Genomic DNA, 13,679 nt, shown 5'->3' with positions numbered 1-13,679 from the left:
ATTCGTAATTCGTAATTCGTAATGACGCGACGCTCCTATGTCGCTCTAAGCGAAGCTATGCCGTAGGCTTTACGCTAACGCTATCGAGGACTCGCTACCGCTGCGAAGCGCGTAATTCGTAGGATAAATGACAAAGGACAAATTTTTAAATGACATGCAAATTAACAAAAAGTGTGAACAAAAACGTTAATTGTGCTGCTAAAACAAATAAGTAAAATATCGCCTTTGGCTTGAATATTGATAACATCAAACCAATACCTTTGATGTCTACCATTGGCCCGAAGACTAGAAATGCCAGTAGTGAACCACTGCTAAAAGTTGAGGCAAAAGATAGAGCAAAGAATGAATCGACTGTAGAACAAATTGACACCACTGCTGCTAGTACTAGCATGGCAATAATTGAACTGATGGGGCCAGCACCTAAGCTAAGTATCCATTCACGAGGAGCTAGTACTTGAATAGCAGCTGCGATCGCACTGCCAATAACCATCACTGCTCCCAATTCTCGTAATTCCTGAATAGTATTATCCAACAATAGATGCAGTTTATCCGGGAGGGGTTTACTAAAACTAGTGGATGGATTTGTTTGCATTAAATCGCTATCTACTCGGATTGGTGTGCCTGCTTTTCCTCCTAGAATATAAGTCCCAGATTGTAACAAATTGGGTGTTGCTGCTTGCTGTTGTATTTCATAACCTCCCTGGCGGTGTTTAGAAGATGTTTTCGAGGGGGAACTGTATTTCAAATAACGACTAATAGCAGGTTGAACGATAGGATGTAAGTCCTTTTGAAAACTGAAAACAAAACCTACAATTGTAGCGATTAATAAGGAAAACACGACTCGTAAGACTACTATTTCTGGTTGATCTCGAAATGCAGTCCAAGTTGACCAAATTACAATCGGGTTAATTGTCGGTGCTGCTAGCAAAAAACCAATTGCTACTGGTGTGGGTACTCCCTGCATCAGCAATCGCCGCGCCACTGGCACATTGCCACACTCACACACCGGAAACAAAAAGCCAATTAAGCTGCCAAATAAAGCACCTAGCAGTGGATTTTTGGGCATTTTTTCCACTAATTTGCGTTCATCAACAAAAAATAGCAGCAAACTAGAGAGTAAAACCCCAAGCAGCAAAAAAGGTATCGCCTCGACTAGCAGACTGAGAAATATTGTAAAACCATTGTTCAGTTGATTCATGGGTGTCGCAGTCAAAAGCGGTTTGGAGTTTTAGGGTTCTGCCTAGTCATTCTATCTAAACGGGGATCAAAAGCAGATTAGCAAAATTAAATATCTTTTAGACAATTATTTGGTCTTATAGTACCGCTGAAGCACCACCAACCTTGACCTCATCCTGGATAGTGATTTTTACGTGAGTTTATTTACTGAGGATGACTAGTCATAAGATAGTCTGACTTCCGAAATGGTTCCGATTCCATAGAGCAAGTAGCTAGCTAGATGATGCTGAATTATCTATGTTTATACTTACAGTAATTCTTTTGGCAGGATGCTAACTCAGTCAGATTTTCATCAATGATTTACAGTTATTCAACATTTGGCGATCGCCTTTGATTGTCCCCATACTGTGGTTTTAGTATTTTGAGCATTTAAATCTGAGCTTTGGTGATTTTCTACTACAAAAATTTTAAAACTGCAAGACCAAAGTCTAACAGCTATGACGACTTATGATTCATTTTTCTATAAAAAATCTCTCTAGAGATAGAAGCCTACTTAGTTGATGCCGATTTATAGCAGCGTGTCTATCCTTAAATGTTGCAAAAAAATTGTAGGTTGAATTGAGCGGAGCAAAACCCAACATGTATCTAGGTGTTGATTTACGCTGCGGAAAGCCGCCCTTCAGGCGTCTACGTTCCTCAATCTAACCTGCGGCTATTACACCATTTTAACCTTGACGCGCTACTAGATTAAATTTATATTTCTTCACACAGATGGAATTATCGTCAACTTATGCTGTTGGCAGATTTTACAGCAGTACTTAAGTAGTAATGGAGTATAAATTGTATAATTTTATGAAGATTTTTATACGTAAGACATTTATAAAACTGTTTTTGAAACAAAATTAACAATCACGTTTAATTAGCATCAAACCCTTACTGACTAGAAGTTTAAAGCAATTAAGAGCTTGATTTTTTAGAAAGTATCGCTAAAATGTTAGCTGATTGATTGCCTGTCTCTATAAAAACCAGGGTGTCTAGTGCCAGAAGAATTAACTTGCCAAATCTCACCGCCATTTGTGTCTGTAGGTAGCGATCGCGATCTTGTTCTAGAATCAACTCTCCAAGAACTTTCCATGTACAACTTCCAGGTAGAAATTAGCTGTACTGGTGCAGAAGTGGCTAATTTTTTTGATAAATACCCCTTGTTACCTGGAGTAATTTTGCTAGAACAGGGGAAGTTTTTTGGCATGATTTCACGGCGGCGACTGCTAGAGTTTTTGATTCGTCCTCATGGAGAAAAGTTGTTTCATCAAGAGTCGTTGGAAGTTCTCTACAGTTATGGGCGAACAACAATATTACTGCTTCCTGATACAACATCGATTTTAACTGCGATGCAACTGAGTTTAAAGCGATCGCCAGAAATTTTAGCAGAACCAATAGTAGTACAAACAGCATCTGGTTACAGCTTACTAGATGTCCAAGAATTAAATATTACTGCTTGGCAAATTCGAGGTATCGAAAATCTGATCCGCTATGAACATAGCCAAGCTCAAATGATTCAAAATGATAAAATGGCGAGTCTAGGGCGTTTGGTAGATGGGGTAGCACACGAAATTTTAGACCCTGTAGGTTTTATTTGGGGTAACATCACTTATGTCTCAAGCTACACTCAAGACTTGCTCAAACTCATAGCAGGTTACGAAAAACAATTACCATCACCTGCTCTAGAAATTATTGATCTTAAAGAAGAAATAGAGTTTGATTTTTTAGAACAAGATTTATCACAAGCACTTGCTAGTATCCGCACTGGAGCCGAAAGATTAAAAAAACTTGTTACTAGCTTACAAAATTTCTGTCATATTGATGAAATTTATCCCAAACCACTAGATTTACATGCTTGCATAGATAGTATTGTTTTATTAATTAATAGCCGTCTACAAGGAGAAATTGAAATCGTTAAATGCTATGGTCATTTACCTCCAGTGTATGGCTTTGTGGGACAATTGAACCAAATATTAATGAACATATTAAGCGAAGCAGTGGATAATCTACTAAATGAAGGAGTCCGACAAAAGTTACATTTAGAAGTTAAAAACACCACTAACAAACCCAAAATAGAAATTACTACAGAGGTAATTTCCCAAAAAGCATGTAATCTAGATGCAGCACCAGATTCTCGTTGGGTAGCGATTCGCATTACTGATAATGGCCCTGGCATCTCTCCAGAATTGCAACAGCAAATTATCGAGTCTCTCTCTATAGAAAAAAGCGCCAGTAAACAAACTAGCCTAACAGCAAGCTATCGAATTATTATGGCAAGACATGGAGGTAAAATAAACTTCCGTTCTCACCTGGGTTCAGGCACAGAATTTGAAATTTTATTACCCTTAGTTTAACAGTCAAGCGTGGCACCGAATTTAAGAGGATGTTTTAAATAATTTGTAATTTGTAATTCGTAATTCGTAATTCGTAATTCGTAATTAAGTTTTGTAATGGGGATTTGACCCCAACACAAAACTTGTCGGTTATAGAACCGGGGGACTTAAACCCACGGAACTGGTTAAAAGTTTTGGGCGAATAGAATTCGCTAATACACAAAGCTTAGTTCAACTCCGTGGACTAACCAAAAGTTATATCTTTCAAACCCACGGAGGTGGGTTTTGTCTGTGTAGCCAAGCCAGTGCGTTGGGCGGCTTTGCCGACTTGAAGCAACTGGCGCGCGATTTCTAATCGCCGGGATACAAGAAAATTAACTTTTCAAACATCCTCTAAAACGTCGTTTGTAACAACTTCTCACCACGTTGATAAATTTCACGGGCATAATCAGTCCAAGCACCTTGTCCCCAATAACGAAAACAACTTGTTTGCAGCAAAAGGTTATGCAATAAAACATCACGATAGCGAGGTTCTCTTGTAACCGATTCTGCTAAGTTATTTTGTAGTAACGAATCAACCTTTTGATGAAATAAACTACTCAGTTGATTCATGGGAGACAGCACATTTTCATATCCTTTGATCCAACTAATGCTATTTGTCCACGAAGCGCCATCCATGTGAAAATTTGGATTGTTTTGCTTTAATTCTTGAATAACATGCTCTACAGTTTCAGATTGATGATTATCTAATGAAACTCGTTGCCAAATATGATGTTGTCCGACTGGCTGGCAAGTTGGATAGTCTTCAGGTTTGCAGCCAGCAGCCTCAATTAATTCTAAATATTCTGTACCGCACATCCCCACAACACCTGTTTTTCCTCCGCCATGATGCGCCATTTCCCACCAAGCTTGTTTAAAAGCGTTCGGAAATTCATTCATCATAACACCGCCATTTTCGCCATCGCCAATTTGTGAGACGATAGGTGGTATTAACGTATTTCCCACTTGTTGTTTAGATAAGGTTTTGGCTTCATAATAAGGCTGCATTTGACCGACTAATTTAGTATCTGAACCCTGAGTTTTAATTAAGGCAGTAATACTAATTGTTTCCCCTTGAGAATTGCGAGCAATCAGGCGATGTGGTAGATGTTTATAGCTGAGAGATTGACCGCTGAGTGTTTCAACTGAATGTTCTTGAACCAGTAGCCAGCGATATCCACATTCTTTGAGCGCTTTCACAAATTCAAAGAAGGTATCAGGGTGATTTGGTAGGTGCATTTCTGGCGGTGAAAACCCTTTGACTCGCGCTAATGCTTCCCAACCAAAAAGCGCAGCGAAGTGATGTTGCCATGCAATGATATGTAACTTAATATCTGGGATGGGAGTCGAAGGAACAACAGCATGGCTCCACATTGTACCCAGCCATTCTACATAAGGTTGATAGGCCCGATCGCAAGTAATACGTTTGAGGTTGTCAAGAATATCATTGCGTCCCATTTGCCTGAGTCCCCACAAAAGATTACCAGAGTAATCCAACATTACACGTGGGTTGCAGCCTTGAGAGACAAGTTCAACAATGAAATCACCCATGCGGCTGTAACAATTAGCGAAAGGCCCTGCATTGTAATTATCTCCCTCATGGGGATGCTCAAACATGTATTGTAAATTGCTGATGAGTGAACCACCATATCCAGCGGGTATTGTCGGCTGGTGCATATGCAAAGCGATCGCAAACACAGCATTAACATCTTCTAACTTAATATTCGTTGTTGGTAAAAAAACAGGTTCACGATGATTCACTACCGAAAGTACTTCTGTTTCCCAACCAGAAATATTTGGCAAGCCATCGATGATTTCGGGCAAAGTTGTGAGCGTGGTAGGGGAAGAAAGCATCTCTAGTTGCTCCGAAATTTAATATTTACTTGAAACAGGCGCGGCAGGATTCGAACCTGCGACCATCCGCTTAGAAGGCGGATGCTCTATCCAACTGAGCTACGCGCCCACAGCAAAATGTTGGCTCTTAAATGAGTCATCTCTACAATTATACCGTTCTCTCTACTAAGAAGCAATCGAAAATTGCAGATTGCCACTGACAAGGCTAAGATCCAAGTCGCTAGTGAAAGAAAGCTGGAGGTAGGACTACCCTTGTTAAGTAGCATTGTCGCTTGTAAGGATTCTTTGAAGAACAGGGTAAAGTATTGGAAATTACTTATATCAAGTCTTTTGCTGTATGTATTAATTACGAATTACACTAGCGTCAGCAGTAACAGTAGTGATTGCAAACAACGAGCATCATTACGAATTGCAAATTATGAATTACGAACTTGTACTGAGCGAAGTCGAAGTATTACGAATTATGAATTACGAACTTGTACTGAGCGAAGTCGAAGTATTACGAATTACGAATTACGAATTAGCCTGAGGAGTTATTTGCTAGTGCCATGTTTATTCTCAAACGGCAGGATGTTGAAATATCAAGCATTCAGCACCCAAAAAGGGATCAGCAAGTGCCGATCCTCAATTATCAGGGGCAGACTTTTCGTTTGATTAGTGTGTTTAAAGCTAGTCAAGAGGAAGAAGCTAGAGCTTTATGGCGGGAGTTGACTGATAATCGAGGTAAAGCCTGTGTGTTGCTGGAAGAACCAGAACGTTTTAGCGTTTGGGGTAAAATTCGTTTAGAGCAGTTAGATGGTGATACAGGCAGCCATAATAAAACGGGGATTTTGATCCAAGCGAGTATTTTGTTGCTACAAGCTGTTTACTTCGACGTTGAAGAACTTTTAGGCAATCGGCAAGCAGTATTATTCGAGAAAGATATTGCCGAAGCATTACGACAGAAGCAACTGCCTCAAATATCTACCCCAGAAACAGTTCATTATTTAGTATCTACTGATCCTTTGCAAGCAGCCAAACTGCCTGCCTGGCAAGAAAATCATGTGATTAGCCTCTTGCAAGAACTGCATCGACTCGGAAAGGCTCATTTTGGTAACGCCAATTTTGCCCGTCAGGTGATTTATCGCTTAGAAGACATGCCAGAAGGTGAGCGATCGTTGTTTATCAGTTGGCTAAATCAATCTCCACTGAGTAAACTGTGGCAGTAACAATCGTGTATTGCTCAAAAGCCCCACTGTCTAGTTACACACTGCCAGAGTGTATTTACATAATCAAGTAATTTATGAATAAATCTTACAACAATTCATTTCCTGCCAAATCCATTTTCACAACTAGTAATATCGTCTTAGCTAATATTGGCTGGGCCGTGCTGACACTGTTATACTTTTTGTTGTTTAGTGCCAAAGTTCCTTTAGCAGATGGTACAGAAAGCCGGGCCGAGTGGTATGTGATCGGGACAAATATTTTTGAAGCCTTAGCTTATCTGAGTGCTTGTGTCTTATGCTTGAGGAACTGGCTTAGTCCACAAATTGTCAGCGGTCGAAATGTGTGGCTCTCTATTGGCTTAGGTATGCTTTCCTATTTCGTAGGGGGAATCATTTTCGGCTATACCGAAATCGTTTTAAAAGAAGAACCCGATGTGTCTGTAAGCGATATATTTTTTGTATTGAATTATCTATTTCTGGGTGCAGGCATGATTTTAGCTGTGACCTCCAGACGCATCAATCTGGAAAAATGGCAATGGCTAATCGTGCTGGCAATTGGCATGTTTGGTAGTTTGTTAGCATGGTGGATTTCCATGCAGCAGGCAACATCTACAGAACTGCTAGTTGCTAGTTTGAATTGGTTTTATGTGGTTTGTGATGTACTTTTGTTAATTATTGCCACCACTCTGCTGCTAGCCTTTTGGGGAGGACGGGTTTCCCAGTCTTGGCGAATGATTGCAGCGGCAGCATTTTCGCTCTACATTGCAGATATGTGGTTCAAATTTGCTCAGGGACCTAACTACCAAAGTGGGGAGATATTAGAAGTGTTTTGGGTATTTAGTGGAGTGTTATTCGGCATGGGCGCTGTTTTAGAATATGACGCATCATTAAGGCGATCGCGGCGTACCAGTTCCAGAAAAAGAGCTTAGCACAGATTTTTGGTATCTACCGTGAGAAAACTAACAGATTCTGACAAGCAAGAAATTCTTAAGTTATATCGAGAGACTGCTGAAACAACCTCAACTTTAGCAGAACGTTACGATGTGAGTAACTCAACAATTAGTCGCTTGCTTAAAAGTACCTTGCCAGAAGATGAGTACGAGTATCTCGTTTCCCTCAAGCGGGCTGCAAGAACTCCTGAAGGCAGGGCACAAGTAAACTATGAACAGTTACCTCTGTTGAGTCAACCGCAACCCGAAGTAGAACAGCCCAGCAGCGACAGCCACCGCGCAGAGTTACCGAAGGTTGAACCACAACCGTCTGTAGTTGCAGCAGAACCTGAATCTGAAGAAGAGACCACAGAAGAAATTTCCGCCATTAGAAGGGTGCGACGGCGTTCCTCAGCTACGGAAAAACCGAAGCTACGAGTAGCCGAACCAGCCGAAACCAAAGAACCTAAGCAAAGGCTGCCGGAAATAGCCAGCATTCCCAGCCCCATGCTAGCGAATGAACGTCCAGAAGCGACCGTCATCGCTAACATGCTGGGTGAAGACTTGCTAGATGAAGCAGAGGATTTAGACGATTTAGAGGATGAAGATTTAGATGATGAAGACTATGAGGATGAGGAATATGAGGATGAGGACTTTGAAGACCACCAACCTTTAGTCACAAGACGCAGACCAGGAGAAGCACCAGTTCAAGTTTTACCATTGTCGGCAGCCCATTTACCAAAAACTTGCTATTTGGTGATAGACAGGGCTTCAGAATTAATCACTCGACCACTCAAAGACTTTGGTGATTTAGGACAAATTCCCGTCATCGAAACTCAGCAGAGAACTCTACCAGTTTTTGATAACCATCGAGTAGCAAAGCGTTTCTCTACCAAACGCGATCGCGTCATCAAAGTCCCCGATAGTAAAATGTTGCATAAGGCTCGTACTCATTTGCAAGCCAAAGGCATCACAAGACTATTAATTGATGGTCAGGTTTATTCCTTGTCTTCTTCGCTTTAATGGGGAGTGGGGAGTAGGGAGTGGAGAGTGGGGAATTAAGAGGACGCAGTGACGCGGGGAATGTAAATGAAAGTTTCTCCGCGTCTCCGCGTCTCCGTGTCTCCGTGTCTCCGCGTCTCCGATGTTCATCGCCACTCACCTAGCAGGGTAAAAGCTGACCAAGAATAGGGGTTACGCCATTGTTCTTGTGACCACATTTTGAGTTGTGCGGCTCGCAGGGCAGCAGCAGGAGTCTTCCCTTGCTGCAACATTTGGCTGTAAAATTGGCTCATCAAGAGCGATGTCGCCTCATCATCAACATTCCATAAAGACACCACCACCCGCGCTGCACCAGCATACATTAATCCCCTTGTCAATCCTACTAGTCCTTCTCCTTTCACTTCCTTACCTAGCCCGGTTTCACAAGCACTCAGCACCACCAATTCCGCTGGGAAGTTGAGGTTAAAGATATCAGCAAGTCGCAAAAAGCCTCTTTGGGACTTACCTTGTTTATTTATCAACGAAAGAACAATTCCTGATAACTCCGGTTCAGTGCTATCTAGGAAACCGTGGGTAGCAAAATGCAGCATCTTATATTGACTTAGTTGCTTATTGGTAGCCCAGTTGTAGTTAGCGTCAAAACCAAACGCTTGAATGTTCTCTGAGGGTGAGACAAGTTTGAGAATCTCTTTAGCCTCTTTTTCTGTACCTTCGAGTCTTTGAATATCGCTGCGGTTGATGTTTCTGGTAGACCGCTTCAGGGTAGAGTTTTCTAGTTGCAGGTCAATGTTATTGTTACCAGCATTCGAGGGTTTGCCAGTGACCCGCTCATCGTTAGCGTTAAACACTGGGTCTGCAAGGATGGCGAGGGTTTTGGGTGCTTTTGTGCGTCCTTTGGTTTGTTTGCGGAGAATGGCAATGGTGGAGGCGGATGGTAGAGAGATAATTTCATGGTTGACTACCAATGGTTGATAATCTGAACCATCTGCCGATTTGGTTGATGTAGTTAAGGCTGCAAAGGGAATGTATTGTAAAGCTTCATCACCAACAATTACGAGGCGTTTTTGCCCCAACTTATCAGCAACAGGCGCAAGAATTAATTGACTGAGTTCGTTAGCAGCTTTCGCTGTGTCTTCTGGGGAAACTCCCTGGTATCCAACATTTCTTAGGTAATTGTTGTATAAATTCTTGGCTGCTTTGTCTATCTTTTCGCGTCCTGGCAGTTCATAGCTATTGAGTGAGTTGGGTGTGACTGCCCAAAGATAGCTACGTTCTTCACCTAAAGAATATTGCAATAGCAGTGTGTCTTTGTCTAGTTGTTGCTGAATTTCTTTGAGAGTCAGAGGTTTGGGATATATCAAATCAGCATATTCAGGGTTATTGGCACGGATTTTTAGCTGAAGTTCTCGCTGTTGTTTGAGTAAGTCTTGGATTTTTTGTTTGGTGTTGGTTAAAACTTGTTCTGGGGTTTCTTTTTTAGATGATAGTTCTGATAATAATTTTTCTTGAGCATCGATTTGCGATCGCAAACTAGTTTCTTCTGCTAAAAGTTTTGGGTCAATGCCTTTTTTGATGTCTATATCTGCTTCGGTTAGTAGTTCAATTAAACCACGGGCGCGGGAGCGATCGCTTGCTTGCAGTGCAATTGCATCGTATCCTTTGGCTGGGTCTTTTTTGTGCAACTGCATCAGCAAGTCGATGTAGAATTTGTAAACGTCTTGCTTTGATGCAAAGTAAGAAGCGCGTAGTTCTTGACTATCAACTTTGGTACGTAAATCTTCAATAATTTTAATAGCAGCTTCAACTTGAGTCAGGGCTTGTTTGAGGTTGCCTTGGTTGCGTTCTGTAAAAGCAATACTGTAAAGGGTGGTGGCTTCCCCTGCCTTGTCCCCGACTGCACGCAGTATTGGTAAAGCTTGGTTTAAGTATGAAAGAGCTTGTTGCTTTTCTCCTAATGAGGAGTAGACTAAGCCAATATTGTTGAGGGTGCCGGCTTCCCTTGCCTTGTCCACGACTGCACGGAGTATTGTTAAAGCTTGGTTGTAGTATGAAAGAGCTTGTTGCTTTTCTCCTAATGAGGAGTAGACTAAGCCAATATTATTGAGGGTGGTGGCTTCCCCTGCTTTGTCCCCGACTGCACGGAGTATTGGTAAAGCTTGGTTGTAGTATGAAAGAGCTTGTTGCTTTTCTCCTAAATCATCGTAGACTAAGCCAAGATTGCTGAGTATGGTGGCTTCCCCTGCTTTGTTCCCGACTGCACGGAGTATTGGTAAAGCTTGGTTGTAGTATGAAAGAGCTTGTTGCTTTTCTCCTAATGAGTAGTAGACACTGCCAATACCAACGAGGGTGGTGGCTTCCCCTACTTTGTCCCCAACTGCACGGGTTATGGGTAAAGCTTGGTTGTAGTATGAAAGAGCTTGTTGCTTTTCTCCTAAATCATCGTAGACTAAGCCAAGATTGCTGAGTATGGTGGCTTCCCCTGCTTTGTTCCCGACTGCACGGAGTATTGGTAAAGCTTGGTTGTAGTATGAAAGAGCTTGTTGCTTTTCTCCTAATGAGGAGTAGATAAAGCCAATATTGTTGAAGATGGTGGCTTCCCCTGCTTTGTTCCCGACTGCACGGAATATTGGTAAAGCTTGGTTGTAGTATGAAAGAGCTTGTTGCTTTTCTCCTAATGAGGAGTAGACACTGCCAATACTGTTGAGGGTGGTAGCTTCCCCTCCCTTGTCCCCGACTGCACGGGTTATGGGTAAAGCTTGGTTGAAGTATTTGAGCGCTTCTTGTTTTTCTCCTAAATCAGAGTAGACTAAGCCAATACTGGTGAGGGTGGTGGCTTCCCCTCCCTTGTGCCCGACTGCACGGAGTATTGTTAAAGCTTGGTTGTAGTATGAAAGAGCTTGTTGCTTTTCTCCTGATGAGTCGTAGACTTTGCCCATACCAAGAAGTGTGATTGCTTCCCCTGCTTTATCGTCCACTTGTCGCCAAAGCTTGAGTGCTTCTTGCAATTTCTCAATTGCTTGTCGCAGTGATTCTGCTGTTCCTTGTTGATAAAGTTTCAGCCCTTCTTGCGTAAGTCGTTCCGCAGCAGCGCGAGTGGCATTTTGTTGAGTGGTTTCTGGTTGTTGTGCAATCTGCAACCCTCGGTTTCTCGGTGTCGCCCCCACAGCATCAGCAAGCATTACCGCACTTAGCAATAAAGTTAAACTGTAGCGGGTCAATTTTGGTAGAAACCACCAGCAAACTCGTTGAGACTTTGCACTTCTCTTCATTCTTTAGCCTTACACCCTCAATCAGTGATTATTTACAGCCCTATCCTGTCGGCATCAATTCCGCTCATTAGTAAATTATTTACTTGTCGCCAGTAATATTGCTGAAACTTTATGTTGATTTTATGAGTGCAGCTAGCGGACTCATCTGTGGTTGCAGTTTTGGTAACAGATTTTTTTAGGGGCTATAGGCTGGGGAGGAGAGAAAAATGAGAAGAAGAGAAAATTTATCGTAAGCGACAAGAACCCCGACTTTTTTGAAAGGTCGGGGATCTGATTGAGCAATGACTTAAAATCGAAATTGATAACTCTATCTCAACCAAAGATACATAATGAAGCAAACAAAACAACTCACTGGCATTAGAAAATTTGCGCGATCGCCTCAAGAATCTAGAATAAAGAATAAATTTGATTTGAATGTACATCACTACCCAGAAAGAGGAATTTAGCTATGCTTACAACAATCGGAAACGGAACTTTGCTTGAAGCGTTGTGCTTACTGGGTGTCGATATGCGGTCAACCACCAACTGAAAATCAAAGCACTGTCACTGTTTATTTACCTCGTCAAAATATTTTCAGTGTTGAAGTTTTGCAAGCTCTAATGCAACGAATTGCTAGAGGAGAACCAATATGATAGTTACTGTGCGTGACCCAGATATTCTCTCTAATTTAGACCCTCAGATATTAACATCTTATCTTCAAGCAAAAGGTTGGAAGAAAGAGAGTCAGGTTGACAATAAAGAATCAGTTTGGATTAAAACAACTGATTCTGGTGAAGAATTTGATATTACTTTACCTCTCAATCCTGGAATCAGGTCTTATGTACTACGGATGGCTGAGATTTTGGCAATTATAGAAACAGTTGAAGTTCGCTCTCAGTTAGACATTTTGAGCGATTTGATTACAAAAATCCCAAATACCGAAATCCACGGGATGGTGATTAGACTAGCAGAACCAAATCATCCTGGTAATGTCTCAATTATTGGCTTTGTTGTCGGCAAGCCTCGTCAAATTTACCTTTCTCTGAGTGAATCTGAATATAACCAAGCTCGAACTGCTTATCACCAGAGGCTGCCAGTCGTTTGTACTGGGGATTTAATTAAGGAGAATGACGCTTTTGTGCTGAAAAAAATTACTAGCTTTGCTTTATATAATACTTTGACTGAGCGAGCAGCAGTTTAAAATAGTAAATTACTATTTATCGAGATATCTATAACTAATCAGTTATTTTAATTTCCCGTTCGCGTAGCGTCTTTGCAAGGGAAGAGGTTGACATACAATCGAAATTGATAACTCTATCTCAACCAAAGATACATAATGAAGCAAACAAAACAACTCACTGGCATTATTGAACGGGAGGGAGACGGTTATGTATCACTATGCCCCGAACTCGATATAGCCAGCCAGGGAGACACGATAGAAGAAGCACGAAATAATCTGATTGAAGCATTGCAACTGTTTTTTGAAGTAGCAGATCCTTCTGAAACTGAGGAACGGATGCACACTAGACCTCTTGTATAAATATTTTTTTGTTTCACCCGAAGATTCAACAATTACAGCGATCGCCTACTATTGTACTTCACTAACACAGTAGCTCTCCAACCTACTAAGCTGTGTTAGGGTGAGGAAATATCCAAATCTTTGCAAATTTTGCTAGCTAAAATCTCAACAATCTCTGTATGCCTTGGAACTGCTGTTGTCCTATTGTTTACAGGATTGTAAGCTAAAAAACATCTAAATTACATAATCAAATTAAATAAAACTCTTGTGGGGTGGGCATCTTGCCCGCCCTAATTATGCAAGTTATATGTGGAACAGCTTAGTAAATTGTA

At 41.4% G+C, this 13,679-nt stretch carries 10 protein-coding genes and 1 tRNA gene; 7 read left to right on the top strand and 4 right to left on the bottom strand.

Annotation, left to right across the window (positions count from 1 at the left end):
- Nucleotides 1–145: 145 nt before the first annotated feature.
- Nucleotides 146–1,198: a permease gene (locus AC5JMF_RS26335; RefSeq protein ID WP_495798659.1), complete on the bottom strand. Its 1,053-nt coding sequence runs from the start codon at nucleotides 1,196–1,198 to the stop codon at nucleotides 146–148.
- Between the two features lie 1,015 nt (nucleotides 1,199–2,213).
- Between AC5JMF_RS26335 and AC5JMF_RS26330 the strand changes: the two genes are divergently transcribed.
- Entirely contained in the window at nucleotides 2,214–3,572 is a 1,359-nt protein-coding gene (locus AC5JMF_RS26330) for a sensor histidine kinase (RefSeq protein ID WP_495798658.1), read from the top strand.
- Nucleotides 3,573–3,944: 372 nt separating this feature from the next.
- On the opposite strand, the gene AC5JMF_RS26325 is transcribed toward AC5JMF_RS26330, so the two are convergent.
- On the bottom strand, nucleotides 3,945–5,444 hold the full coding sequence (locus AC5JMF_RS26325) for a glycosyl hydrolase family 57 (RefSeq protein ID WP_495798657.1): 1,500 nt from the start codon (nucleotides 5,442–5,444) through the stop codon (nucleotides 3,945–3,947).
- Nucleotides 5,445–5,479: 35 nt separating this feature from the next.
- Nucleotides 5,480–5,553 (bottom strand) — tRNA-Arg (locus AC5JMF_RS26320).
- A gap of 270 nt (nucleotides 5,554–5,823) precedes the next feature.
- Here AC5JMF_RS26320 and AC5JMF_RS26315 point away from each other — a divergent pair.
- The 4 genes from AC5JMF_RS26315 (at nucleotide 5,824) to AC5JMF_RS26300 (ending at nucleotide 8,601) form a co-directional block, all read left to right on the top strand.
- Nucleotides 5,824–5,973 carry a hypothetical protein gene (locus AC5JMF_RS26315; protein WP_495798656.1) on the top strand — a complete coding sequence of 50 codons (150 nt, stop codon included), beginning with the start codon at nucleotides 5,824–5,826 and terminating at the stop codon, nucleotides 5,971–5,973.
- Nucleotides 5,974–5,992: 19 nt separating this feature from the next.
- Nucleotides 5,993–6,652, top strand: coding sequence for an Npun_F0813 family protein (locus AC5JMF_RS26310; protein ID WP_495798655.1), 660 nt, complete (start codon nucleotides 5,993–5,995; stop codon nucleotides 6,650–6,652).
- 74 nt (nucleotides 6,653–6,726) lie between these two features.
- Nucleotides 6,727–7,578, top strand: coding sequence for a hypothetical protein (locus AC5JMF_RS26305; RefSeq protein ID WP_495798654.1), 852 nt, complete (start codon nucleotides 6,727–6,729; stop codon nucleotides 7,576–7,578).
- Between the two features lie 21 nt (nucleotides 7,579–7,599).
- Nucleotides 7,600–8,601 carry a transposase gene (locus AC5JMF_RS26300; protein ID WP_495798653.1) on the top strand — a complete coding sequence of 334 codons (1,002 nt, stop codon included), beginning with the start codon at nucleotides 7,600–7,602 and terminating at the stop codon, nucleotides 8,599–8,601.
- Between the two features lie 125 nt (nucleotides 8,602–8,726).
- On the opposite strand, the gene AC5JMF_RS26295 is transcribed toward AC5JMF_RS26300, so the two are convergent.
- Entirely contained in the window at nucleotides 8,727–11,849 is a 3,123-nt protein-coding gene (locus tag AC5JMF_RS26295) for a CHAT domain-containing tetratricopeptide repeat protein (protein ID WP_495798652.1), read from the bottom strand.
- Between the two features lie 628 nt (nucleotides 11,850–12,477).
- Here AC5JMF_RS26295 and AC5JMF_RS26290 point away from each other — a divergent pair.
- Nucleotides 12,478–13,029: a hypothetical protein gene (locus AC5JMF_RS26290; RefSeq protein ID WP_495798651.1), complete on the top strand. Its 552-nt coding sequence runs from the start codon at nucleotides 12,478–12,480 to the stop codon at nucleotides 13,027–13,029.
- 135 nt (nucleotides 13,030–13,164) lie between these two features.
- Entirely contained in the window at nucleotides 13,165–13,368 is a 204-nt protein-coding gene (locus tag AC5JMF_RS26285) for a type II toxin-antitoxin system HicB family antitoxin (RefSeq protein ID WP_495798650.1), read from the top strand.
- The last annotated feature ends 311 nt before the right edge of the window (nucleotides 13,369–13,679 follow it).

It is taken from the genome of Desmonostoc vinosum (assembly GCF_059505385.1).
Note: the sequence above shows the minus strand (reverse complement) of the source record. Positions and strands in the feature narration are given on the sequence as shown.